At 36.3% G+C, this 25353-nt stretch carries 23 protein-coding genes and 1 pseudogene; 23 read left to right on the forward strand and 1 reads right to left on the reverse strand.

Going from position 1 to position 25353, the window contains the following annotated elements; translation table 11 throughout:
• Positions 1-42 precede the first annotated feature (42 nt).
• The 12 genes from APF76_15160 to APF76_15215 all read left to right on the forward strand — a co-directional run bounded on the left by APF76_15160 (position 43) and on the right by APF76_15215 (position 12266).
• On the forward strand, positions 43-1431 hold the full coding sequence (locus APF76_15160) for a trimethylamine methyltransferase (GenBank protein KUO51722.1): 1389 nt from the start codon (positions 43-45) through the stop codon (positions 1429-1431).
• 276 nt (positions 1432-1707) lie between these two features.
• Complete coding sequence (locus APF76_15165; GenBank protein KUO51723.1) at positions 1708-3162, forward strand: hypothetical protein; 1455 nt, start codon at positions 1708-1710, stop codon at positions 3160-3162.
• A gap of 145 nt (positions 3163-3307) precedes the next feature.
• Positions 3308-4012 carry a hypothetical protein gene (locus APF76_15170; protein KUO51724.1) on the forward strand — a complete coding sequence of 235 codons (705 nt, stop codon included), beginning with the start codon at positions 3308-3310 and terminating at the stop codon, positions 4010-4012.
• A 60-nt stretch (positions 4013-4072) separates the two neighbouring features.
• Positions 4073-5248 (forward strand): MFS transporter, encoded by a 1176-nt coding sequence (locus APF76_15175; protein KUO51725.1) that lies wholly within the window; start codon positions 4073-4075, stop codon positions 5246-5248.
• 262 nt (positions 5249-5510) lie between these two features.
• On the forward strand, positions 5511-6053 hold the full coding sequence (locus tag APF76_15180) for a hypothetical protein (protein KUO51726.1): 543 nt from the start codon (positions 5511-5513) through the stop codon (positions 6051-6053).
• 155 nt (positions 6054-6208) lie between these two features.
• Positions 6209-6961, forward strand: a complete 753-nt coding sequence (locus APF76_15185; protein ID KUO51727.1) for a hypothetical protein — start codon at positions 6209-6211, stop codon at positions 6959-6961.
• A 49-nt stretch (positions 6962-7010) separates the two neighbouring features.
• Entirely contained in the window at positions 7011-7727 is a 717-nt protein-coding gene (locus tag APF76_15190) for a hypothetical protein (protein ID KUO51728.1), read from the forward strand.
• Entirely contained in the window at positions 7712-8575 is an 864-nt protein-coding gene (locus APF76_15195) for an ABC transporter (GenBank protein KUO51729.1), read from the forward strand. Before APF76_15190 ends, APF76_15195 begins: the two co-directional genes overlap by 16 nt.
• Positions 8565-8981 carry a hypothetical protein gene (locus APF76_15200; protein ID KUO51730.1) on the forward strand — a complete coding sequence of 139 codons (417 nt, stop codon included), beginning with the start codon at positions 8565-8567 and terminating at the stop codon, positions 8979-8981. The genes APF76_15195 and APF76_15200 overlap by 11 nt, the downstream gene beginning before the upstream one ends.
• 119 nt (positions 8982-9100) lie before the next feature.
• Complete coding sequence (locus APF76_15205) at positions 9101-10522, forward strand: histidine kinase (GenBank protein KUO51731.1); 1422 nt, start codon at positions 9101-9103, stop codon at positions 10520-10522.
• 247 nt (positions 10523-10769) lie between these two features.
• Positions 10770-11753, forward strand: a complete 984-nt coding sequence (locus APF76_15210; GenBank protein ID KUO51732.1) for a hypothetical protein — start codon at positions 10770-10772, stop codon at positions 11751-11753.
• 99 nt (positions 11754-11852) lie between these two features.
• Positions 11853-12266 (forward strand): trimethylamine methyltransferase, encoded by a 414-nt coding sequence (locus APF76_15215; GenBank protein ID KUO51777.1) that lies wholly within the window; start codon positions 11853-11855, stop codon positions 12264-12266.
• A 118-nt stretch (positions 12267-12384) separates the two neighbouring features.
• Here APF76_15215 and APF76_15220 read toward each other — a convergent pair whose 3' ends face one another.
• Complete coding sequence (locus tag APF76_15220; GenBank protein KUO51733.1) at positions 12385-13344, reverse strand: choline kinase; 960 nt, start codon at positions 13342-13344, stop codon at positions 12385-12387.
• A gap of 589 nt (positions 13345-13933) precedes the next feature.
• On the opposite strand from APF76_15220, the gene APF76_15225 reads away from it, so the two are divergent.
• From APF76_15225 to APF76_15275, 11 genes and pseudogenes are all read left to right on the forward strand, one after another.
• A complete protein-coding gene (locus APF76_15225; GenBank protein ID KUO51734.1) occupies positions 13934-15151 on the forward strand; it encodes a homoserine kinase in 1218 nt (405 codons plus the stop codon).
• Between the two features lie 39 nt (positions 15152-15190).
• Entirely contained in the window at positions 15191-16186 is a 996-nt protein-coding gene (locus tag APF76_15230; GenBank protein KUO51778.1) for a hypothetical protein, read from the forward strand.
• An 84-nt stretch (positions 16187-16270) separates the two neighbouring features.
• Positions 16271-16579: a hypothetical protein gene (locus APF76_15235; protein KUO51735.1), complete on the forward strand. Its 309-nt coding sequence runs from the start codon at positions 16271-16273 to the stop codon at positions 16577-16579.
• A gap of 149 nt (positions 16580-16728) precedes the next feature.
• Complete coding sequence (locus APF76_15240) at positions 16729-18171, forward strand: trimethylamine methyltransferase (GenBank protein ID KUO51736.1); 1443 nt, start codon at positions 16729-16731, stop codon at positions 18169-18171.
• A 117-nt stretch (positions 18172-18288) separates the two neighbouring features.
• Positions 18289-18915: a haloacid dehalogenase gene (locus tag APF76_15245; protein ID KUO51737.1), complete on the forward strand. Its 627-nt coding sequence runs from the start codon at positions 18289-18291 to the stop codon at positions 18913-18915.
• Between the two features lie 253 nt (positions 18916-19168).
• The gene (locus APF76_15250) at positions 19169-20533 is read left to right on the forward strand and encodes an ethanolamine ammonia-lyase (protein ID KUO51738.1); all 1365 of its coding nucleotides are present in this window, start codon (positions 19169-19171) and stop codon (positions 20531-20533) included.
• Between the two features lie 17 nt (positions 20534-20550).
• Complete coding sequence (locus tag APF76_15255; protein KUO51739.1) at positions 20551-21450, forward strand: ethanolamine ammonia-lyase; 900 nt, start codon at positions 20551-20553, stop codon at positions 21448-21450.
• A 40-nt stretch (positions 21451-21490) separates the two neighbouring features.
• The gene (locus APF76_15260) at positions 21491-22957 is read left to right on the forward strand and encodes an ethanolamine ammonia lyase-activating protein (protein KUO51779.1); all 1467 of its coding nucleotides are present in this window, start codon (positions 21491-21493) and stop codon (positions 22955-22957) included.
• 45 nt (positions 22958-23002) lie between these two features.
• On the forward strand, positions 23003-23662 hold the full coding sequence (locus tag APF76_15265; protein KUO51740.1) for a microcompartment protein EutL: 660 nt from the start codon (positions 23003-23005) through the stop codon (positions 23660-23662).
• Between the two features lie 39 nt (positions 23663-23701).
• Positions 23702-24433 (forward strand): hypothetical protein, encoded by a 732-nt coding sequence (locus APF76_15270; GenBank protein KUO51741.1) that lies wholly within the window; start codon positions 23702-23704, stop codon positions 24431-24433.
• Positions 24434-24450: 17 nt separating this feature from the next.
• A pseudogene (locus tag APF76_15275) lies at positions 24451-25272 on the forward strand.
• The last annotated feature ends 81 nt before the right edge of the window (positions 25273-25353 follow it).

The raw sequence follows: 25353 nt of genomic DNA on the forward strand, positions 1-25353 counted from the left end.
TTTAAAGTGCGCAAATATAATAAAATACTAGGGGGTCTTAAAATGCAAAAAATGTTAAGTGAGGAGCAGCTAGAACAAATTCATAAGTCGTCTGTGGATATTCTTACAAATACTGGCATGGACTTTTTATATGATCCTGCAATAGATTATTTTACAAAAGCAGGATTTAAGGTAGAGGGTAAAAGGGTATTTTTTACCGAGGAACAGATAACGAAATACCTTGCGACTGTGCCAAAAGAATTTTCCATGTATGGTAGAGATGGTAATGATGTTGTAATAGGGGGAGATAACATTTGTTTAGCACCTGGATATGGTGCTCCCTTCGTTATGGAAAATGGTAAGAATAGAAAAGCATCATTAGAGGACTTTAAAAAATTTGCTAAGCTAGCAGGTTCCAGTAAATATATTGATGTTACTGGTGGAGTGTTAGTAGAACCAAATGATATTCCTGTAAATGAAAGACATATGGAAATGACTTACAACCTTGTCAAGCATTCCCCAAAACCATTTATGGGAAGTGCATCTGGGAAAAAAGAAGCAAGGGACACAATTGAGATAGCAAAAATCCTATTTGGATCAGATTTCGTAGATGAAAAACCTGTTATGGTTACCTTGATTAATTCATTAACACCTTTAAAGTACGATGATAGGATGTTAGCGGCTCTTGTGGAATATGCTGAGGCTGGGCAACCAGTAATAACAGCTTCCTTAGCAATGGCAGGCTCTACAAGTCCAGCAACCCTGGCAGGCACACTTGCAGTTCAGAATGCAGAAGTTCTTGGGGGTATGGTATTAACCCAAGTAATCAATCCTGGAACACCAGTTATTTATGGTGCAGCATCTTCAATTACTGCGATGAGATATGGAAGCCTGTCCATTGGAGCTCCTGAATCAATGATGGTTATAAGTGCAAGTGCTCAGCTAGCAAAATGGTATGGTGTACCAGTTAGGGGTGGCGGATCACTTACTGACTCCAAAATTCCAGACAATCAAGCCAGCTATGAATCAGCGATAGTAATGCTTGGTACTGCTGCATCAGGGATCAATTTCGTGTTACACGCAGCTGGCATCTTGCAATATTATAATGCCATGAGTTATGATAAGTTTATGATTGATGAAGAGGTTTGTGGAATGGTTAAAAGAATTAAAAAAGGCATAGAGGTTAATGAAGAAACATTAGCCACAGATTTGATTAAGCAAATTGGTCCAGGTGGAGAATTCCTAACAACTCAGCATACACTTAAGCACCACCGTAGTGAATATTTCCCTGCAGTTATATCGGATAGAGCGGCTTATGACGTATGGGGGATAGAAAGACATGATGCCATAGCGAAGGGTAAGTTAGCAATGCAGGAAAGACTAGCTGCAGATGTTAATTTCCTTGATGAAGATGTAGATAAAGCAATAAGAAACTATATGTCCAAAAAATAGATATATATTGAATCCTATAGTAACTAACAGAAAGATGGGCTGAGCCAAAGAAAATTTTGGACAGTCCATATTTTTGTTTAACTGAAACTAAACTGACCTTACAGTTAAAAAAGCGATACAAAATTTTAAGTGTGAGTCTTTTTTTACAATATTATATAGTCTTCGACACAATTTGTTTGTTTTCCCGAAGGAATTAGCGGTTATAATAGGAAACTATTCCTAAATCAAAGTAGTGATAATATTCAAATATTTATTGATTTAGGAGGAATAATTTTAATGCCGGAAGCTAAAGAAATTAATCTTTGTACAAGACATAAAGAAGTAGAGTACTCTAACTTACTTGAAACATTTTTTGAAGAGAGTGTAGCCATGTACGCCATTATGGATAGAGATTTTAATTTCATTAAAGTTAATAATGCATATGCTGCAGCAGACAACCGGGGCCCATCTCAATTCCCAGGACGTAATCATTTTGATCTTTATCCATCGGATGCTGAATTAATCTTTAAAGAAGTTGTTAACACAAAAAAACCATACCAAGTCTATGCCAGGCCTTTTGTGTATCCGCATAACCCAGAACGGGGAATAACATATTGGGACTGGACACTTGCACCAATCATAGATTCTAATGGAGAAGTTGATTTGCTTCTCTTTTCACTTTACAACGTTACGGAAAGTGTCAAAGCTACTGAAGAACTCGAGCGGTTTTTTACACTTTCAATTGATATGCTTTCTATTATGGATTTTGAAGGTAAATTTCTAAAAGTTAACCCTGCTTTTGAAAAAACCTTAGGGTATACAAGCGAAGAACTCATTACAATGGATTTATTTGATTTAACTCATCTTGAAGATAAAAAAAGAACTATCCATTCAATAGAAAATGCTATTACTTCCGCTGAACCCATAGTATACTTTGAAAATCGCCTATGTTGCAAAGATAAAACCTATAGATGGCTTGAATGGGATGGCTTTACAGATAAAAACAAAAGAGTAATTTATGCCATAGCTCGTGATATAACTGAACGTAAAAAATTAGAGGATGAGATACAACGGCTAGAAAGTTTGAGCCTACTGGGTACTCTGACTGCTGAAATTAATCATGAAATAAGAAATCCTATGGCGTCAGTCCGTGGCTTTCTGCAACTTTTATATAATAAAGAAGAATGCAAAAAGTACAAAGAATACTTTGATCTGATGATTAGCGAACTTGATCGAGCTAATTCAATTATTACTGACTACTTATCACTTAGCAGAACCAGTACAGTAAAGTTAAGAAAGACTAACCTTAATGAAGTAATAAGAAAACTAGAACCTTTTCTTGAAGCGAATGCAATGAATAGTAGTAATACCTTAGTAATAAAATTTGGTGAAATACCAGATGTTTTGCTAGATGAGAAATTAATTAGGCAGCTAATTTTAAATCTTGTACGCAATGGTTTAGAAGCTATGGATAATAGTGGAATATTATTGGTATCTACTTTTTACGAAGGTGGAAGTGTTGTTTTGGCAGTCCAGGATCATGGTAGCGGTATTGAACAAGACATTTTAAAAAAAATAGGAACACCTTTTTTAACCACTAAGAATAACGGTACAGGTTTAGGGCTCTCTATTTGTTATAATATCGTTAAAAAACATAATGCTACAATTGACATTGATACAGGAGCGGAAGGAACTACTTTTTATATCAGATTTCAGACGGAAAAAATTGAAGCAGCCTATTCCACCTACTAACGTCACCAAGGATTTAATTTATTCCAAAAGACGCTTAAACTAAAAGGTTTGGGCGTTTTCAAAGGCCATGTCTTAAACCAGGGCCTTTTATGTGTTAGAATAGGTAATAAACTAAATCACCCTTGTTTAACAAAGGAGTCGCAAAATGAAAATAAGGCATAATAAGTTTATTATTATCATTGCAATTATTATTGTTCTATTATTTGCATTTGACATAGTTTTCAAAGGTAAGGTTTATCAAATTTCATGTTATGTTATTAATGAGTTAAAATTTAAAGTTGAAGAAAAATTTGTGTCAGATTCCCTTGTTGAGGCAAAGCCTGTTGAAGAGCTGACAATACAGGACTTGATCCTTCTAGGAGCCCGTGAGGAAGCAGAAAATAAAACACTTTATGATGCATCATATGCTGCAATGGCTTACCCTGAAGGTGATGTATCATCGGATATAGGTGCTTGTACTGATGTTGTCATAAGAGCTTTAAGAAATGCTGAGATTGATCTGCAGCAGTTAATACATGAGGACATGAAGGAAAATTTTGAATTGTACCCACAAAGATGGGGACTCTCAGAACCTGACCCCAATATTGACCATCGACGTGTTCATAATCAGATAGTTTTTCTAGAAAGACATGGGGAATCATTATCTACTGAAGTGAGAGGAAACTTAGAAGAATGGAAATGGGGGGATATAGTTTACTGGAGTTTTCCTGATGGGAGTTTACATACAGGTATAGTAAGTGATCGAGCAACCAGGGAAGGCATTCCTCTTGTTATTCACAATACGAGCGTTACTAAAGAAGAAAATTGTCTATTTAGATGGCAAATAATTGGCCATTATAGATTTCCTTAAAGGGGAAACTGAATACTAGAAATATATAAAGCAAATACATTAAATTCTTGGAGGCAAGAAATGAATAATAAAGAGGCTCTTTGGACAAAGGATTTTATCTTGATTTGTATACTTAATCTATTAGTTTTCACAAGTTTCTATTTTTTATTACCTACACTTCCAATCTTTGTAACTGATGTGTTAAATGGGAATGAGAGTCAAGTAGGATATATTATTGGAATACTAACTTTAGTGGCCGTTTTGGTACGACCTTTGTCAGGTTATCTTATAGATGCTATTGGAAGAAAACAAATATTTTTCCTGGCGTTAGTGGGTTATGTTATAAGTATTGCAGGATATACATTTGTAACTAGCTTGTTTTTGCTATTTTCCTTGCGGATATTCCATGGATTAGCTTGGGGATTTACTACCACGGCAGCTGGTACGATTGTTTCGGATATTATGCCACCCTCTAGAAGAGGAGAGGGGATGGGTTATTATGGATTGTCAAATACATTGGCAATGGCAGTAGGACCTGTTTTCGCTTTACTCATCGTAAACCAGGCTGGGTTTGATATGCTATTTTCTTCTGCCTTAATTTTTTCTATATTAGGTTTAATATGTATGTTTGGTATTAAATATCCGGTAACTGCAAAGAAAACAACCAAATTCACGTTTACCTTTGAGAGTTTTTACGAACCAAAGGTATTATCCCTCTCGTTAATGCTGTTTTTTGTTACTTTTGGTTATGGGGGTATTGTATCTTTCATTACTATTTATGCGAAGGAACTAAATATTGATAACCCGGGAATTTTCTTTTTTGCATATGCTATTGCTTTACTTTTTGTGAGACCATATGCAGGAAGTTTGTTTGATAAAAAAGGTCCCAAAAAGATTATGGCAATAGGGTTTATAGCTATTATCCTATCTTTTATTGTCTTGTTTTTAGCTAAGGATTTACTATTATATATTATCTCAGCTCTAATTCTGGGGATTGGTTTTGGAATTGTACATCCAACTGCAGTTGCTATGGCAATTAACAAAGTAGAGCCATTTAGAAGAGGAGCAGCAAATGCTACTGTATTTAGTGCTTTTGATTTGGGGATTGGGTTAGGTTCCATACTTCTAGGGTACTTATCAAGATTTGCTGGACTGTCAGTTATGTATTTAATTTGTGGATTAATAATTGTTATACCCTTATGGCTATTTTACAGTAAGGTAATACCGGATTATTATTCAGAAAAAAATTTCCAATAATTCTATAACAGATGAATAGTTCCTCTAATATAGAGGAACTATTATTTATGAGGTGAGGTTTAATGGAAAAAACAAGATTATCTTATAAATACTTATTCTGGTTTTTAGGATTAGTGGCAGTACTATATTTTACTGCTAGGTTTATCATACCCATTATATGGCATTTAATTTAACGGTTTAATTGAAATTTATTTTCAAACACGTGGAAACTTGGTAGTCAGCAGGATATAATTAGAAGAAAGATGGTTAATGGGGTGATTGTGTGGATAATTTGAAAATTTATACTAAACAGGCTCAAGAGGCAATTGAAGGTTTGTTAGAAGTTGCTAGGTTAGAAGTAGAGGAAATAGTTGTAATAGGATGTAGTACTAGTGAAGTTGCTGGGAAAAGAATAGGCACTTCCTCTAGTTTAGAAATTGCACGAGCCATAATGGAAGGAATTTTTCCGGCAGTTCAAGGAAAGGGTATATTTATGGCGGTTCAGTGCTGCGAACACTTAAATAGAGCTTTAGTTGTGGAAAAGCAGTGTGCAAAAAAATATGCTTTAGAAGTAGTTTCTGCGATACCCCATGAAAAAGCTGGTGGTTCATTACCAACAGTAGCACTAGGTAAGTTTACTGATCCTGTTTTAGTGGAAACTATCTCTGGACATGCGGGTATGGATATTGGGGACACCTTTATAGGCATGCATTTAAAAATGGTTGCAGTTCCAGTTAGACTTGATATAAAAAGTATTGGTAGTGCTCACTTGACCGTAGCACGTACAAGACCTAAATTTATAGGTGGAGAGAGAGCCTGTTATTAAGTGACTTAATATAGTTTTAAGGAATACCTTCCATAAACCATGCATAAGTTTATGTTGACATGTCTTAATTAACAAGGTAAATTGTAGATATAGATGCAACTGTGTTGCATTGCGTATGCATTGACATCAGGAACTAAATGAGTGGGGTGATTTTTTTGAGCCATATACATATCCCTGATGGTATTCTACCTACAGTCATATGGGTAACTAGCTATTTAATTACTTTAGTAATTATATTTGTATTATGCAAAAAAATGGATGGGGAAGATGTCAGAAGAAAAGTACCTATTGCTGGAGTAATGGCAGCAATTATGTTGATAGCCATGTCCATCCCATTAGGGTTTATACCTCTTCATTTTAGTTTGGCAGTTTTATGCGGAATACTTATTGGACCGGGTTTAGGTTTTATTGTAGTTTTTGTTATTAGCATGATGCTTGCTTTTTTTGGACATGGAGGCATTACAGTAGTGGGGCTGAATACTCTTATCATAGGTTCTGAGGTTTTAATAGGTGCTTATATGTTTAGGGTGCTACTAAAACACCAAAGAATAGTACCGAGGGTTGTTTTGGCTACAGTAATAGCACTTTTAGTTTCAGTATCTTTGATGGTGGCTGTGGTTGGCACTACTATAGGAGTGGCTGAAGCTTTACCTGCCAACCAGTCTAACCATGATCATCAAGACGAAGTTGGAGATGACAAATATTATTATCACGAAGATCAAGAAGTGATAAATTATACATTAGATGAAGCCGTTGACGGCCAGAAATATATAAATTTTACTGGTTGGAGTGCGGTATTAACAATTTTATTACTAGGTATCTTTTTAGAGACATTTGTTACTACACTAGTAGTGAAATACTTTGTTAAGGTTAGACCTGATTTGCTCCAAACTAAAACAAATACTTAAATTAATCAGAACTAATTTATGGAAACAGTACCAAAGAGAGGTATGAAAAATGCATATATCAGAAATGGATCATATTGCTAATAATGGTCATAGCTTTTTTCATAGAGCAGGGGTTTTAGCCAAAATGTTTTTCACCCTGATTATGTTGACTGCCATAATCATTGCAAATACAATCAATACATTAGCTTTGCTTATTATAATTCTAATGGGAATGTTCTTAGTAACTAGAGTACCTTTACTAAAGGTGGGACATTTAGCAGTTTATCCTGCTTTTTTTAGTGTTCTTTTTGCCATAATAAAGTTCCAGGAATCTCTTACAAGTGGATTAATTGTTGTACTTAAGGCACTAGGCGCTGCTTTGACCATGATATTTTTAATCAGCACAACTTCCTATGTTGAAATTTTTGCCGTTTTGTCTCTCGTTTTGCCAAGGCTTTTAGTGGATATTTTCTTTTTTACCTACAGAGCAATTTTTATTTTACTTGATAAGGCTCAAAATTTGTTTACAAGTATTAAACTAAGGGGAGGATATCGTCCTTTCAGTATGATTATGAATATTAAAAATTTACCAAAATTGATTGGTACCCTTTTAATTCATTCCTTTGAGATGGGAGAACGAATGCATAAAATATATTCGCTAAGAGGCTATAATGGTCACATATATGTTCAGTTTAAATGGTGGCCTCTAAATAGTAGTGATATAATAATTTTTACTATATCAATTGGGATTTTGATAGGGACGGTGATTAGATGGAATCCCTGGTAAAGGTCCGGTGTTTAAAACATGTTTACCCTGACAAGACGGAGGTAAGCCTAAGTGGTTTGGATTTTCTAGTTAATGAGGGTGAAAGGGTTGTTGTGCTTGGGTCAAATGGAGCTGGAAAGACAACTCTTTTGTCACATATTCTTGGACTACTGGCACCTACGGAAGGATCTGTAGAGGTAATGGGCTTACGGCCAGATAATAACTTTAATACTATACGTAAAAGCATTGGTGTTGTTTTTCAAAACGTTGATGAGCAGATAATAGGACCTACTGTATTTGATGACATTGCTTTTACTATGCGTAATGAAAGACTGCCCAATACAGAAGTAGAGCAAAAGGTAAATCAGATAGCTAAGGAATTAAAAATTGAACACTTGTTAAATAAAATTCCCCATTATCTTAGTGGTGGACAGAAAAAAAAGGTTGCCATGGCGGGAGCAATTGTTATGATGCCTAAAATTTTGGTTATGGACGAGCCTTTTGATTCCTTAGACGCAAAATCAAAGTGGGAAATGATATATCTCCTAAATAAGCTAAATTCCGAATATGGTATCACCTTAATTATAACTACTCACAATATGGATTTAGTGCCTTACATTGCAGATACTATTTATTTAATTGATGAGGGTAAAATTAAATCTAAAGGAAGTCCAAGGAAAATACTTAATGATATTGAAATGATTAAAAAAGCAAACTTAGAACCTCCTATCCTCGTAGAGCTCTTTTCAAGGTTGAAGGAGAAAGGTTTTAGTGTTAATATCCCCATTGATTTAGAGGAAGCTGAGAAAGAATTGGTTATTATATTACAACAAAATGAACAACAAGAAGGTGAGATGATTGAACAATAATACTGCCATAAAAATACTTGACGGAGTAGGGTTAAAGAAAACTCCCGGTAGAATTGCTCTTATGGATATTTTACTAGAGGCAAAAAATCCCATGACGCAACAGGAGATAATGAAAAAGCTATCAAAGGTTAAATTGAACTATGTTAGTATTTATAGATCTTTAGAAACATTTGTGCAGGTGGGTATTATTCATAGGGTTGAGAGTGGGGACAGAATATGGCGATTTGCATTAGGTAGTGAAAAGAAACAAGGTCATGATCATCCTCATTTTACTTGTAGAGAATGTGGAATAACTGAGTGCCTTGATGGTATTGGGATACCTATTACAATACCCCTAAGAAAAGGATATACTGTAGAAAGGAAAGAGCTATACTTAAAGGGGCTTTGTCCAAAATGCTCGGGATAGATTTAAGTGTTTTACACATAATTATAAAACCTTTGAAGGAGATCTAGGACATTTATAGAAGACTTTTAAAATACTTTGAATATTGGTAAATTAGGCAGAGTCTCAGGGGGAATTTGCATATGACAAATAATCATAAGAAAGATCCTGCTAAGCTTGATTTTAATACCCTAAAAAAAATTCTTGATAATTCTCATGATGAAATATACGTTACGGATGCTGATGGTACAGTAATATATGTAAATAAGGCAAGCGAAAAGCATTATGGTCTAAAACCGCATGAGGTAATTGGAAAGAGTTCCAAGGAACTTACTGAGAACAACTATTGGAGTCCACGAATAAGCCCTATTGTATTTAAAAAGAATCAGAGTATTACCCTTGAGCAAAAGACATGTCTTGGCAAAACATTATTAACTACTGCAACACCTTTATTCGATAAGAGTGGCAATATTGAACTTATAATTGAAAATTCGAGAGATACTACCGAGGCAGAAGGAATAAAACATGAGTTAGAAATGAGTAAGCAACTTCTTAAGAGATATAAAACAGAGGTTGAAGAATTACGAAAGAAGGAAATTGATACACCTGGTTTTGTATGTCATAGTAAAAAAATGAAAAATATTTTGGAATTGACTAATAGAATTGCGAGTATAAACTCAACTGTATTGCTGCTTGGGGAGTCAGGTACCGGCAAGGGAGTTCTTGCTAAGTATATTCATAGAAAAAGTAATCAAAGAAAAGGACCTTTTATTGCAATAAATTGTGCTGCAATTCCATCAGAATTGATGGAAGCAGAACTTTTTGGTTACTCAGGGGGGTCTTTTACAGGAGCCCATGAGAAAGGAAAGATTGGTTTAATTGAGCTTGCTAATGGAGGCACGCTATTTTTAGATGAGATTGCAGAAATACCTCTAAGATTACAGGCCAAACTACTCCAGGCTTTACAGGAAAAACAGTACTTTCAAGTAGGAGGTCGGGAAGAAAAGCGTGTTAATTGCAGAATTATTGCCGCAACTAACAGCAACCTCCAACAAATGGTAAACAAAGGCGAATTCAGGGAAGACTTATTCTATAGAATAAATGTGTTTGAAGTGGATATTCCTCCACTTCGGGAAAGAGTAGATGATATTGTACCTCTTGTAAAGTTCTTTCTGAATAAATTTTGTGAAAAATACGATATCTCACATCAATTTTCTCAGGAGGTATTAGATGTCTTTCTGCTATATTCCTGGCCTGGAAACGTTAGAGAGTTAGAAAATACAATAGAAAGATTGGTTGTCATGGTTCAGGAACAAGTAATAAATGTATGCCATCTTCCAAAGACCTTTCAATATGATTCTAAATCAGAATCTTTAATTACATTTACGAGTAATCACATGCCTTTAGATGATGCAATTTCAGAACTTGAAAAGAAGCTTGTTGAGACTGCCTATAAAGAATTGGGTAGTTCTTATGCAGTTGCAAAGGTTTTAAAAACCAGTCAAAGTAAAGCAAATAGGTTAATAAGGAAATATTGTGTGAAGGATCAAACAAAAAATGCCTAAATCATTTTTGACTTAACCTACTAAATTATTTATAGAAAGATATATCGTTTTGTTCAAAAAATAAATCTTGGGGTTACTGTAAATAGGCATGTCCGGTCATTGTACCGGACTTTTTATATTTTATGGCATAAGAATTGCAAATTAAGAGTTGTAACTGTGTATGATACAAAAATTAGGAGGTGAGCCTACCAATAGGTATTTTAATTCAGATAAAGTAGATTACTAAAAAATTATGGAGGTGAGCATTTTGGTAAGAGGTTTAAATGCTGGTTCTTATAGACATAATGGGCTTGGATTAAACATGTTTTCCGAAGATGAATTGTATGACATTCACTTGGCTACATTAGATGTACTTTGGAATACTGGTGTTAGGGTAGATAGTGCAAAAGCAAGAGAAATTTTTCATAGTAGTGGATGTCAAGTGGATAAGGAAACTAACATTGTTAAGATTCCTGCCCACCTTGTAGAGGACGCTATTCATTCAATACCAAGTACATTTAGAGCTTGTGGTAGAAATCCAAAAAATGATTGGTATTGTGAGTCAAATAGAACAGGCTTTGTTAACTTTGGTGAAGCTGTAAAAATTATTGATCCTTATACAAGAAAAATCAGAAAACCTAACAAGCAAGATGTTTGGGATTCGGCTAGGGTTTGTGAATCTTTAGATAATATTGTTGTTTTTGAGAGATGCTTGATGCCAGAGGAAGTAGATCCTGATGTAGGGCAAGTATATGTTGCTGAAGCATTTCTTAATAATTGTACGAAGCACGGTTATATAGGAATGAACAGACCAGAAAATGTTCGTGCTGCTTTTAAAATGGGAGCTTTGGTAGCTGGTGGAGAAGATAAGTTTAGACAAAGACCTCTTTTCTCTACAAGTACTGATCCAATCAGCCCGCTTTTACATTCAGAGCATGCAGTAGATTCTCTTCTACAGGCAATTGAATTAGGTCTTCCTGCAAAGATTAATGCTATGGGTCTTGCGGGAGGAACGGCATGTGTTAATTTGGGTAGCGTATTGGTAACTCATAATGCCGAGATTCTTAGTATGTTTGTTCTAGGACAACAAGTGAAGCGTGGTTTCCCCATGGTTTATGGGACATCTACCACTATGATTGACTTGAGAACTACCATTGCTGCAGTAGGAACACCGGAATTAGCACTATTTAGTTCAGCTGTGGCAAAACTTGCTCAATATTATAAAATTCCAAGCTGGGTAGCTGGTGGATAGTGTGATAGTAAATTACCTGATGCCCAAGCAGCTCACGAGTTTACTTTAACTGCGCTATTACCAGCGTTGGCAGGTGCCAACATGATATATGGTTTAGGTATGCTTGAGGGTGGATTGACTTGGGACTATGCTCAGCTTTTAATGCAAAATGAAATGGCTGAGATGTTGCTTCACACAATAAAGGGAATACCCATAAGTGATGAAAAAATGGCTGTTGACCTAGTTTCAGAGGTAGGACCCGCTGGCGAATTCCTCAGTCACCAACACACTTATGAAAACTTTAAAGAATTGTCAAGAACCAAATTGATTGATAGAAACCCTCGCGAAGTTTGGACAGAGAGAGGTTCTAAGGATATAGTTGAAAGATCTTATGAAGCTGCAATAGATATTCTTGAAAACTTTAAACCAGATCCACTACCAGAAAATATTCAAAAGGGATTAAAGGATATCTTAGCAGAAGCAGAAGCAGAAACAGCAGAACTCAAGGCGAAAGAAAGTGAAAAGAGAAGATAATAAATTAAAGGGACTGGCTTTTCAGTCCCTTTAATAATTCAATTACTGTTTAAAAAAGGATTGTTTGAACAGTCCCTTCTTGCTGTACTATTAGCATAGTATCGTGGTAGATAGAATACTACTCTTTAATTGCTGCTATATAATTATCAAAGTTTTCATCGTTCATAAAACCAAGTGCTCTGTTAAATCTGTTTAAACCGTATGGCCAATACTCTTCGTGTGGCTTACCAGTAGCAATTTGTAGCAAGGCCCATACTGACCAAAGAGCATCACATAAGAATTTATTGATAACAACCTGACCATATTGTTTCATAGTCAATTCGCTACCGAAATATCCTTCCAAGAATACCTTTTCCAATTCTGGTGTCAAATTGTTCTCAATAATTAAAGCTGCTAGATCAAAGGAAGGATCGCACATTCCGGAGTACTCCCAGTCTATTAAGTACATTTTGTCTCCATTTAGAATATAGTTCTCTGGTAAAGGATCATTGTGACAGGCTACTAGTTTTGGAGGGTTCTTTTCAAAAGCATTTTTGATCAGTTCAAATTTTTCTTGAACCTTATCAAAGCCTTCAAAGAATTCCTTGAAATTCTTTTTTGCTAGTAGGGCATTGTATTCATCAGTAATCCTGATTGGATCAAAATGGTCCATGAATTCTTTGCCACAACTGTGATATTGCTGAAAAATTTTCGCAGCTTTTCTTAAAATTTCAGGCTCTTGGAAATCAGGTATATGAAGGGTTTTACCTTCAATGAAATGGCAAATTTGATTTCCGGTAGTTTCATCGTAATAATAAATATCGGCGCTAATGCCCATCTCAGACATCAAGGAAGCATTATTCTTTTCAGCTGGACGATTTAGATATTCTGTAGTTCCATCACCTGCAACACGTATGGCGTAAGGTGTTCCATCAATATATACCTTGTAGTTGCTATTTGTTAAGCCACCTGGTAAGAATTCCACTTGACTTACTCTTGCATCCTTGTCCGCAAAATAAGGGGTTTTACTCACCATATTTAGAATTCTAGCAATGTGGTCTAGCTTCATGGATGAGTCTATGGTAATTTGTTCCCGCATGTTGATATCCTCCATTCAAATAAATAAAGTTAGAATTACAAATGTAATGAAAGAAACACAAAAAAACTGTTATGATAAAGTTCCGAATAACGCACCTTTTAAAACTCAACTGCCCCCCTTTTTATATAATAAGTTAGGGAAATATGTTTCTTGTAAGATATTAAAAGCAAGTTTCATGCCGAAATTAGAGTTTTTCTAAAAATAATGAAAAAAACATTGCTGTTATAGAGAGACCATACTCTAATTTGAAGTATATAAATAATTTTGCGAGAACAAAATTAATCAAATTAATTTTAAATTTCAATCTATTCTCACAAACATCGAGTCAATAGCAACTTCAATAAGTCAGATAAGACTTATTGAAAGGTAATATCTAATTAATAATTGCATGATTATTAAGGTTTATGGTTTAAAAGACCATTGGCACATTAATTGCAATACTGTATAATTGACGTACTTTTTTAAATATTTTATAAACTGGTAAATTTGTATCATACACAGGAACAATATACCAAACTAGGGGGTGAAAGAGGGCTTAAGTAGCAAGATTTGCAATACCATTAAATTCGACCTTGTAAGGAGGACTACTATGGATACCAGCAGGATGTTACATTTGAAAGAAATTGGTACTAAGGAAGCAACTGCCTTGTTTGCACAGAGTGTACAGTTAAAGGAATTTGCACAAGGCCTATATGAAACAATGGAAATTACTCTAGTCAGAAACCAGATTCTTGATATTGTAAGAAACCAATATGATATCGGTAGTATTGAGGACGCGTATGAGATTTTTGGAGGCTATGTTAATAAAAGCTTTGGTATTTATGTAGAAAAAAATGGAAAGAAACAAGAATATTTTATCAGAAAATACAAAAAAGGTATTGCTGAAAATGAAATTAAATTTGAACATGCACTAATAAGCTGTGCTATTGAGAATGGATTGGACATAGCGGCTGGACTTATTCCTGCCAAGGATGGAAATACTTACGTAAAATTAATTGAGGAAAATGGTTCCAGCAAAACAGAAAGATTTTTTGCGATTTATGAATATCTTGACGGTGAAGACAAATATACATGGGATAATCCAACCTTAAATGATGAAGAATACGCAAGTGCTGCTGAAGTATTAGCACTATTACATGATTCAACCAAAAACTTTGATCCAATGGGACTTGAAAGAGTAGAGCCCAAAATAATGGAATTTATTCCTACACTCCCTGAAACTTATAAAGAATTTGCTCAAATGGGGATAGATAACAAATTCCATACTTATTATAAGAAAAATTTAAATGAGATTTTAGAAGAAATTGATAGAGTAATGAAATTAATACCTGATGCTGTTTTAACAAAACTGCCAATGATACCTATACATTGTGATATACATCCAGGCAATCTTAAGTACAAAGATAATAAGGCTGTTGGTATCTTTGATTTTGATTGGGCAAAAATTGACTTGAGATTATTTGATGTTTGTGAGGCATTAATCTATTTTTGCAGCTCATGGGATGAAGAAACTGACGGACGCCTATTGTTAAGTAAATGTGCTATCTTTTTAAAGTATTATCAGGATAAGCTTTCTGCAATTGATGGTTTGGAGCCGTTAAGTGAGGCTGAATTGCAGTATTTGCCTGACATGATGTCAATAGTGAATGTTTATTTGATTAACTGGGCTGTAAGTGCTTATTATGAAGACCCAGAAAACCTAAATGTTTTTGAATATAGGGTATATCTGAGTCATCATATCAAACTATTAAGATATATTAAACGCCATAAACTTGATATTGCTGAAATGGTTAAGACTATTCAATAATTATTTTGAGAATAAGGGGGAAAAGCTTTGAGAACTCAAATTGATGCAAAGAAAATGCTTGAACAGCATGAACTTGGACACGCAAAAAAAGGACTTGTATGGGGTGTTATTTCCGGTGCTACATGGGGTCTAGATGGTGTAATCTGGGGAATGGCTTATATGTTCTTGCCTTTTGCTATTGAATCAGATGTATTAAAGGTAATTATCGCTGTTTCAGTAGCCTCCGCTGCAATGCATGATGGTTTTTCTGGTTTCTGGTTGTTCTGGTACAACCTGTTTACGGGTAGATGGAAAGAGTATATCAGAACACTTCGTACGAAGCCTGGTATGATAGTATGTCTAGGTGCACTTTTTGGTGGTCCGATAGCCATGACAGGTTATTCGGCAGGGATTATGTTAGCGGGTGCATCGTATGCTCTTGCGGTAACCGCCATGTATCCTGCTGTAGGTGCAATTTTAGCCGTATTTATTTTAAAGGAAAAGATTGTGCCCCGTGTTTATATTGGAATTGCAATGTGTATACTTGGTGCAGTTGTTGTAAACTGGACTCCACCAGCAGGGGATGCATATCCCATGTTCTATCTTGGAATGGGTCTATCATTATTAGCTACTTTTGGATGGGGTGTTGAAGGTGTTTTAGCCGCCTACGGAATGGATATGGCTGACCCAGATGTAGCTATAGGTATTCGTCAAGCAACTTCCTTTGTAGTATATTTTGTTTTAATATTACCAGTATTTGCTGGAACAGCATTATTTTTTGAAGCATTTACTACTGGTGCCCTTGGCTATATGGCACTTGCAGGTCTCATGGGTGCAATTTCATATCTTGCCTGGTATAGAGCGATTAATATGACTGGTGTGGGACGTGCAATGGCATTTAATGTTACCTATGCATTATGGGCAATTGTATTTGGATACCTTTTAACTGACATTGAAATAACTACTAACTTGGTAGTTGGAGCTCTTATTATTACAGGTGGGACTATATTAGTCTTAGCTAATCCAAAAGAATTATTAAACTTAAGAAAAGTATAATTATAACTCTTAAACTTGAAATAAGTCATAAATGACTTAAGGAAAGAGGATTATTTTCAATTTAAACTTAAGGAGTGTGAGATAATGGCTCAACAGGTACTTCCCTTGAGATTTAGGATATTACATTTGTTGTCGGATAACGAAAGCTACTCAGTTGATGAGGTCATGGAAGCTCTGAAAACTGAGTATATGGGTGAAGGTCAGTTTACAAGACCGTTGATGGCTGTTCACCTTCAATCTCTAAAGGCAGTTGGAATTCTTGAACATTCAGAGGTATATTTTAATGAAAAAGACGAACTTATGACAAAGTTTAAGATTACAGAGTATGGATTTAGTAGATTATCATACCTTCCTAAGGGCTGGAATCCTATAGCAAAGTCATTTGGAGCTTAATAAAGCTAGAATACAGTAGAAAGTGAAAAAGATCAGAATTATTTCTGGTCTTTTTCCAAGCTATCAAATATTTATGGAGTCTAGAATTTGGCATAAAACTTGCTAAAATGAGAGTTATGTCGAAAAAGTTACGAAAGGGAGACTATACTATGCAATTTACAAAACTATTAACTCAGGAAGAAGTCCAAAAGGTTCATGATGCCTCACTTATAATACTAGAGGAAGTTGGACTTTTAGTTCACAATGAAAAAGCTCGGGATATATATGAAAAACATGGTTGTGATGTGAATAAAGAAACTGGACTTGTAAAAATTCCAGGTAAAGTGGTAGAGGAGTATAGAAAGGGGTTTGGACCTAAGTATACATTTACAGCTCGTGTGCCGGAATTTGATAAAACAATTCCAGATGACAGGCCACTAGTAGTTACTGGAAGTTCGGCACCTAATGTAATTGACCCTCATACCGGAGAAGAAAGACGTGCAACTTCAACTGATATTGCCAATATTGCTCACCTTATTAATGAATTGCCTGGATTTGATGTATTCTCGATTTCCACTTTGGCAGCAGATGCTCCTAAGGGGCAGTTTAGCTTATCTCGTTTTTATCCAGCGTTAAAGAACTGCAAAAAACCAGTTAGAAGTAACACTCCCGATATGAAAGATCTTTACCAGGTGCTTGAGTTAGGTTACCTAATAGCTGGTAGTAAGGAAGCTTATTTCGAACGTCCATTTATTAACCACCACTACTGTCCGGTTGTTTCTCCACTTACTATGGATGTAGAGTCGACCGAAGCAGTAATTTATTTAGCAGAGCTAGGTTTGCCGATTTATGGCACTATAGTACCAAATGCAGGAATGACCTCGCCAATGACAATGATCGGTACACTTGCACTAGGAAATGCTGAATTCCTTGCCCTAAGTGTATTGCTACAAATGGTTCGACCAGGCAACCCAGTTATCTATGCAACACTTCCTACTGTTGCTGATATGCGCACAGGAAATTATACACCAGGAGCTATTGAAACAGGAATGCTGCATATGGCACATAGCCAAATGGCTCAATTCTATGGAGTACCATCTGGTGGTTATATAGGTTTGACTAATGCACATTCTAATGATGCCCAGTCAGGTTATGAAACAGGGATGAATACTACTGCTGGTTTACTAGCGGGTGTTGATCTATTCAACATGGGTGGACTATTAGATAGCCTTACAGCTTTTGATTTTGCTAAAGCAGTAATTGACAATGAAATAGCCATGATGCTTAAACGTGTTAAACGTGGAATGGAGTTTAGTGAGGAAAATTTATGCCTAGATCTTATAAAAGAAGTTGGGCCAGCTGGCATGTATATGGATAAAGAACATACTGTGAAGAATATGCGTGACATAGCCTTTTTGACAAAAGTTACGTCTCGAGAGATGAGAAGCCAGTGGCAGGTAGAAGGCAAACCTGACACCCATGTACGTGCAATGAAGCAAGTTGACCAGATCTTTAGCGGAGATACCTCTCCAAAGTTTTCTGCAGAAGTTGATGAAAAAATTCGTGCCCATTTTCCAGAAATAGTAGAAGGAAACGTCAGTTGGAAAAAGTAGATTAATCTAAGTGGCAGACTACTCTTGATCCCCTGCTCACAAGAGTAAGGGGATTTTTTAGGTAATCTAGCTTAGCAATGTGGCATACGTTACCAGTACTGATAGAAGGTGATTTTAATGGTAAAAAGTGGCTTAATTATGTTTGACTATGATGGCGTAATCGTGGATTCCTTTGAAGTGCATGCTAGGAACTTTATCGTCGCATGCCAGGAAAATGAATTTAATGAAGTGAACAATTATAAGGATCTCTTGGATTTATATGAAGGGAATATCTATAGCGGCTTGTCTGCTAAAGGATTGACAAAAAGCACTATAGATCAGATATTAAAGGACTATGCTATTAAGCAAAAAACCAGCTTGCAAGGGGTTAGATTATTCCAAGGAATGAAAGAGTGCATCGAAATTCTTGCAAAATCCAATGAGATTTATATTATTACATCCAATGTATCCGATGCAGTAGTAGATGTTTTAGAGAGACTTAAGGTTAGGGGGTTCCAGGATGTAATAGGTGCTGAGAAAGAAAAGAGCAAGGTCAAGAAGATAAAGACTTTGAAGTCTAAATATTCAAATCTAGCTTCATTTTATGTAGGTGACACAAAGGGAGATATTTTTGAAGGTAAGGAAGCAGGCGTAAAAACTATTGGTGTATCCTGGGGGTGGCACGGGAAAGCAAGGCTTATGGAAGCTGTTCCCGATTATATCGTGGAGTACCCTGAGGAGCTAGTAAACTTACTTTCAAATTAAAATATGAGTCATTTATACTTAAATGAAGTCAAAAAGCATCAAGTCATTTTTGACTCGATAGATGCAAATTTGACTCTAAAGCGGTTATTTTCTTGGTATGTAAAGGCTTAAAGCCATAGTAGACAGCACTTATATTAATTAAAAGTGGTGGCACGGTTCTTGCAATTATTTTAAATAGTAGAAATAGGGCAAGTTTAAGTTTTGCCACAAGTGGCACACATAATGGTAAAAGTTTCTGAAGGGAGGCATTTGAATGAAATTAAAAGCAAACATTTATAACAACGTCTTTACGTTTAAGACCGTAAAAGAAGTTTTGGCAAAGGCCAATGAGGAGAAATCAGGTGACATCCTAGTAGGTATAGCAGCAGGGTCTTCGTCAGAAAGAGTAGCAGCCAAGCTAGTATTAAGCAGAATGAGCCTGGAAGATATTTATGAAAATCCGGTAATACCTTATGAAGAGGATGAAGTAACCAGGTTGATCTATGATACATTAAACACAAGTATTTACAATAAAATAAAGGGTAAAACAGTAGGAGAACTAAGAGAGTATATCTTGGATCTTGAAACAACAGGCGAGGATCTTCTTCATATCAGTCGTGGGTTAACAAGTGAAATGATAGCAGCAGTAGCAAAGATAATGTCAAATATGGATTTGGTATACGCATCCAAAAAGATTAGACCTTATGCCCATTGTAATACTACCATTGGAGTATCTGGCACATTAGCTTTTAGAAACCAACCAAACCATCCAACAGATGACATAAACGGGATAATAGCATCAATGAAAGAAGGATTAACCTTTGGATCAGGTGATGCTGTAATAGGAATTAATCCAGTAGAAGATAATGCAGAAAACACAGCATATATGCTAAAAACAGTAAAGGAATTCATGGAAAAGTGGGAAATACCAACCCAAAACTGTGTTCTTGCTCATGTATCAACCCAAATGAAAGCAATGGAAAAGGGAGCACCAGTTGATTTGTTATTCCAAAGTATTGCAGGAACTCAAAAGACAAACGAGGCTTTTGGAGTGGATGCAGCTCTTCTTGATGATGCATTAGCACTAGCAATACTTCAAGGAACAGGAACGGGTCCAAATGTAATGTACTTTGAAACAGGACAAGGCTCAGAGGTTTCCTTAAATGCACATTGTGGTGTTGATGAAATGACACTAGAATCAAGAACCTATGGCTTTGGCAGAAAATACAGACCATTTATGGTAAACAATGTATCAGGGTTTATAGGTCCTGAAACCATCTATGATGGCCGTGAGGTAATAAGAGCTGATTTAGAGGATCTATTTATGGGTAAATTTCACGGACTGCCAATGGGAATAGCTCCATGCTATACAAACCATATGAAAGCAGACCAAAATGACCAAGAAATAGGTTCAATGTTATGTGCCATGGCAGGAGCATACTTCTTCATGGGAGTACCAGGTGGAGATGACGTAATGTTGAATTATCAGGATACAAGCTATCATGATGATGCTACATTGAGAGAAATACTCGGACTAAGACCTCTCCCTGAATTTGAAAAGTGGCTAGAGAAAATGGGATTAATGGAGAATGGCAGACTTACCAAAAAAGCCGGAGACCCATCAATATTTGATAAATAATACAGGAGGTGAGATAGATGACAGTATCAAATGAAATGGAAAAAGCAATCATAGAAAGTGTTTTACAGGAGTTGAGTAAAAGAGGAGTAAACCCTGCGGCAGCAGTTGAAGAGAAAGTAAAAAATGTGGTAACTCAAGAAAAAACATCAAGTGAAGTTTCAGACGAAATTATAGATATGCCAGATATAACAAAACACTGGATACCAGAACCAGCAAATGAAGAAGCTCTTGAAGCAATGAAAAAGTCAACAAATGCTAGAATTGGATTATATAGAGCAGGGACCAGACAAAAGACAGATTCTTTAATAAGATTTCTCGCGGATCATGCAGTAGCAAGAGATGCAGTATTCATGGATGTATCAGATGAGTTCCTTCAGAAAATGAATTTATTCGGGGTATCTTGTGTAGCAGCAGATAAGGAAGAGTTTCTAACAAAGCCTAATCTAGGAATGAAACTTTCAGATGAGGCAGTACAGACAATAAAAGAAAAGTGTGAGAGCAATATACAGGTACAGATAGTCATAGTAGACGGATTAAGCTCAACTGCCATTGAAAGAAATATACCCGATATCTTACCAGCATTAACACAAGGGTTAAAAGCAGCAGGCATAAAGGTAGGAACACCATTTTTCGTAAAAAATGGCAGAGTAAGAGTAATGGATCAGATTGGGATGCTCCTAAACGCAGAAGTGGTATTAGAGCTAGTAGGAGAAAGGCCAGGTCTTGGAACGGCAGAGAGCATGAGTGCATATTTAATATATAAGCCAAGTGAAAAGACAGTAGAGGCAGATAGAACGATGATATCAAACATCCATAGAAGAGGAACTCCACCGGCTGAAGCGGGAGCACAAATAGTTGATCTAGTAAAACAAATGCTTGATAAAAAAGCTAGTGGTATCAAACTAAACAAAGCATAAACAATAATTAAGAGATTGCTTAATCAAGGTGGTGATTCATATAGGAGAGGCTGGGCACCAGAAAATAATAAGCGTAGGAATTGACATAGGTACTACAACAACCCAACTGGTAATGAGTCGATTGACTATTAAGAATTCATCACCTGGAGCAGTAATACCAAAGATGGATATAACGGACAAAGAAATATTATATAGAAGTAATATTCATATTACACCAATAAATGAACATTTATTAATAGATGCGCATCAAGTAAAAAAAATCATAGAGGCAGAATACAAGCTAGCTGGTGTTAAAAAAGAAGCAGTAGAAACTGGAGCAGTAATCATAACAGGTGAAACTGCAAAAAAGGGCAATGCCAAGAACATTTTAGAAGCTACAGCAGGTTTTGCGGGAGATTTTGTTGTGGCTACAGCAGGAGTGAATCTTGAATCCATACTAGCAGGTAAGGGTTCAGGAGCTGCAAAGTACTCAAAAGAAAATCACAAAATTGTAGCTAATATAGATGTGGGGGGAGGAACCTCAAATATAGGAGTCTTTAAAGGTGGAAGGACATTAGATACAGCATGCATTAACATAGGAGGTCACCTAATCGAGCTGGAAAAACACAGCGATAAGATAACCTATATATCTGACCCTGCAAGACTTGTAATAAATGATATGGGATTACAACTAGGCGTGGGAGAGAGAGTCACACAAAGCCAGCTTATACAGATATCCAAAAAAATGGCAGAGGCAATCCTAGAAACCATTACAAAGAGAAAAGTAGCTGGACTTGCTCAACAATTAATGATGACACCACCACTAAAAGAGGATTACAAGATAGAGAAGGTAATGATTTCAGGTGGGGTCGCAGATTATGTATATAGTGACTATCGTCCAGTATCAGTAACAGATATCACAAAATATGGTGATATGGGACCAATACTTGGCTGGGCAATACAAGAAGCGTTTAAAAAAGAAGGAATTCAACTGGCTAAACCTGCAGAAACAATACGTGCTACAGTCATAGGTGCAGGCATTCATTCTTTAGAAATAAGTGGTAGCACAATTCATGTCAATAGTGGCACGCTGCCTTTAAGAAATATAACAGTAATATCACCATTTCCAGAAGGTGTACCTGAAAAAGCAGCAGATATAGCAAAGCTATTAAAGAATCAGGTAGATAGGATAACGGTACAGGATATAACAGAACAGAATCTTGCAATAGCTTTGAAAGAACCCTATGATATGTCATTTAACTCAGTAAATGAATTAGCCCATGGTATTTTTGAGGCAATGGAGGAATATATAACACAAAAAAAACCACTTATTATAGTCATTGAAGCAGATTGTGGAAAGGTGTTAGGTCAGTGCTTAAGCATAATAGCTAAAGCTTCAAATGAGTTAATATGTATAGATCAGATACAGGTAGATGAAGGTGACTACATAGATATTGGAAAACCCGTAATGGGAGGAAGAGTAGTCCCTGTAGTTGTAAAAACCTTAGTGTTCGAAAAAGCAAAGTAAGTTGGGGAGGTGTGTCCCCGTACATTAAAAGGAGGTTTTAAATTAATGGGTATTCTAGATCCAATAAAACCAGAAATTCTGGCAGTTAAGTTTATCCCAAATGTTTCAGAAGACCTAAAAAGAGACTTAAATCTTACATCTGACCAAAGAAGTATTGGAATGTTTACTTGTAATGTAGATGATGCAGGTTATACCGCTATAGATGAAGCAACAAAAAAAGCAGCAGTAGAGGTAGTATACGCCAAAAGCTTTTATGCTGGAGCAGCTCATGCATCGGGTCCTCTATCAGGAGAGTTTATAGGCATACTTGCAGGGACCAACCCAGCAGAAGTAAAGGCGGGATTGGAAGCAGCTACCATGTGCATTAAAGAAGAGGCTTGGTTTTATACAGCTAATGAGGAAGGTACAATAGCTTTTTATGCACATTGTATCTCAAGAACAGGATCATATCTTTCAAAGGTGGCAGGGATAAATGAAGGTGACTCATTAGCATATCTTATTGCACCACCTATAGAATCTGTTTATGGAATAGATGCGGCATTAAAAGCTGCTGATGTAAAAATGGCATTATGGTATGGCCCTCCGGGAGAAACCAACTTTGGAGGAGGCTTACTTACAGGATCACAAAGTGCTTGTAAAGCAGCAACAGAGGCTTTTCGAGATGCAGTAGTAAGCGTGGCTAGAAGTCCAAAGGATTATGAATAGGTTGTATAAATTGGGGACATTAAAAGGAGGTCTTTTAAAATGAGGGTAGTAACAGAGATTGAACTTAGAGATGAATATAAAAAGGTGCCTTTTACCTCCTTTAAGCTACCTGAAGGATGTAGGCTAACACCCTCGGCCGCCCAGTTTCTTAGTGAACGCAAGATTGAAGTTATAACTGGGCAGCAAGCCCAAGCTCATAAAAAAGCAAAAGATACTAAGCCGACTAATAATGATAAGTCCGGATCTGGAAATGTAAAACCGGAGCACATGACCCATTTAAGAGGTACAGAATTGGTATCAAAAGATCATCCAGCAATTAAATTTAGGGGAAGACTTGATACTTTTGAAGCTCACTTACTATCTAGCATATTGGAGGCACAAAGTGCAGGGTATCAGGAATTAGTACGGGATTTACAAGATCTGCTCGATTATGCTAGACAAATGATGCGAGCTGAAGTGATGAATGAGCCCCTTGCACAGATTAAAATACGTGGTTGGTCTCCTCAGGAAATACGAGAGAGATCCCATTATATAAAAAAGTTTTATGATATCAATCATTTTACTCCGCAGACTGGACACGGTAGATTAATTGTGCAGCTAAATTATCTTAGAACCCAGGCTAGAGAGCTGGAGCTAACTGCTATAGATGCTTTTTATAATGACAACAAAGTGGAAAGAGAAGATATTATACAAGCACTTAACCGCTTTAGTAGCCTTATTTATATCTTTATGGCACAGCTTTTATCAGGTCACTATAAGATTGGAAACTGACGTAGGGAGTGGCATAAGTGGAATCACTAATCAATGCAAATAACCTAATAAAAAGCTTCGAAAACACCTTCAAAGAGCCAGCTTTAATGAATGGAAAAAAACTATATACAGGTGTAGACCTTGGTACTGCTTATATAGTACTAGCGGTTGTAGACGAGGATGGGAACCCTATAGCTGGAGCCATGCAGTTTGCTCAGGTGGTCAGAGACGGTCTTGTAGTTGATTATATTGGTGCTGTGGATATAGTTAGAAGGTTAAAAGATAAGCTTGAAAAAATACTAGGTTGTGAGCTTCTGATAGCAGGAGTTGCTTACCCACCTGGTACAATTAGTGGGGACCAGAAGGCAATAGGTTATGTTGCAGAATCAGCTGGATTTGAAGTTGTTTCCATGATTGATGAACCAACTGCAGCAAATAAGGTTCTAAGCATTGAAAATGGCGCTGTTGTGGATATTGGAGGAGGAACTACAGGAATAGCGGTTTTTAAGGATAGGGAAGTAGTTTATGTGGCAGATGAAGCTACAGGTGGAACACACTTTAGCCTAGTGATATCAGGATCTTATAAGATACCATTTTTGGATGCAGAAAAATTAAAAACTGATACTACAAGGCATAAAGAATTATTTCCAGTAATTAAACCTGTCGTTGAGAAGGTATCTACAATAATCAAAAGACATATTGAAGGTCATAATGTGGACACGGTTTATCTGGTTGGCGGAACAAGCTGTTTTGAGGGTATGGAAAAAATTATTGAGAAGGAACTTGACATACCTGTCATAAAGCCAGACAATCCGCTTTTAGTAACTCCCCTTGGGATTGCCCTTGGTGTTCAAGAAGCAAATGTTGGGGACATTCCTCAGCGACAAAGGATAGCTACAAAAGAGGTGTGTCCCCGTACATTAAAGGGAGGTTGATTAAAG

This window comes from Desulfitibacter sp. BRH_c19 (assembly GCA_001515945.1).
Classification (GTDB): Bacteria; Bacillota; DSM-16504; order Desulfitibacterales; family Desulfitibacteraceae; genus Desulfitibacter.

What these genes read in the sequence shown, in the direction of transcription:
- APF76_15160 (KUO51722.1), top strand. Translation starts at nt 43, where the DNA reads ATGCAAAAAATGTTAAGTGAGGAGCAGCTAGAACAAATTCATAAGTCG.
- APF76_15165 (KUO51723.1), top strand. Translation starts at nt 1,708, where the DNA reads ATGCCGGAAGCTAAAGAAATTAATCTTTGTACAAGACATAAAGAAGTA.
- APF76_15170 (KUO51724.1), top strand. Translation starts at nt 3,308, where the DNA reads ATGAAAATAAGGCATAATAAGTTTATTATTATCATTGCAATTATTATT.
- APF76_15175 (KUO51725.1), top strand. Translation starts at nt 4,073, where the DNA reads ATGAATAATAAAGAGGCTCTTTGGACAAAGGATTTTATCTTGATTTGT.
- APF76_15190 (KUO51728.1), top strand. Translation starts at nt 7,011, where the DNA reads ATGCATATATCAGAAATGGATCATATTGCTAATAATGGTCATAGCTTT.
- APF76_15195 (KUO51729.1), top strand. Translation starts at nt 7,712, where the DNA reads ATGGAATCCCTGGTAAAGGTCCGGTGTTTAAAACATGTTTACCCTGAC.
- APF76_15205 (KUO51731.1), top strand. Translation starts at nt 9,101, where the DNA reads ATGACAAATAATCATAAGAAAGATCCTGCTAAGCTTGATTTTAATACC.
- APF76_15215 (KUO51777.1), top strand. Translation starts at nt 11,853, where the DNA reads ATGCTTGAGGGTGGATTGACTTGGGACTATGCTCAGCTTTTAATGCAA.
- APF76_15220 (KUO51733.1), bottom strand. Translation starts at nt 13,344, where the DNA reads ATGCGGGAACAAATTACCATAGACTCATCCATGAAGCTAGACCACATT.
- APF76_15225 (KUO51734.1), top strand. Translation starts at nt 13,934, where the DNA reads ATGGATACCAGCAGGATGTTACATTTGAAAGAAATTGGTACTAAGGAA.
- APF76_15235 (KUO51735.1), top strand. Translation starts at nt 16,271, where the DNA reads ATGGCTCAACAGGTACTTCCCTTGAGATTTAGGATATTACATTTGTTG.
- APF76_15240 (KUO51736.1), top strand. Translation starts at nt 16,729, where the DNA reads ATGCAATTTACAAAACTATTAACTCAGGAAGAAGTCCAAAAGGTTCAT.
- APF76_15245 (KUO51737.1), top strand. Translation starts at nt 18,289, where the DNA reads ATGGTAAAAAGTGGCTTAATTATGTTTGACTATGATGGCGTAATCGTG.
- APF76_15250 (KUO51738.1), top strand. Translation starts at nt 19,169, where the DNA reads ATGAAATTAAAAGCAAACATTTATAACAACGTCTTTACGTTTAAGACC.
- APF76_15255 (KUO51739.1), top strand. Translation starts at nt 20,551, where the DNA reads ATGACAGTATCAAATGAAATGGAAAAAGCAATCATAGAAAGTGTTTTA.
- APF76_15265 (KUO51740.1), top strand. Translation starts at nt 23,003, where the DNA reads ATGGGTATTCTAGATCCAATAAAACCAGAAATTCTGGCAGTTAAGTTT.
- APF76_15270 (KUO51741.1), top strand. Translation starts at nt 23,702, where the DNA reads ATGAGGGTAGTAACAGAGATTGAACTTAGAGATGAATATAAAAAGGTG.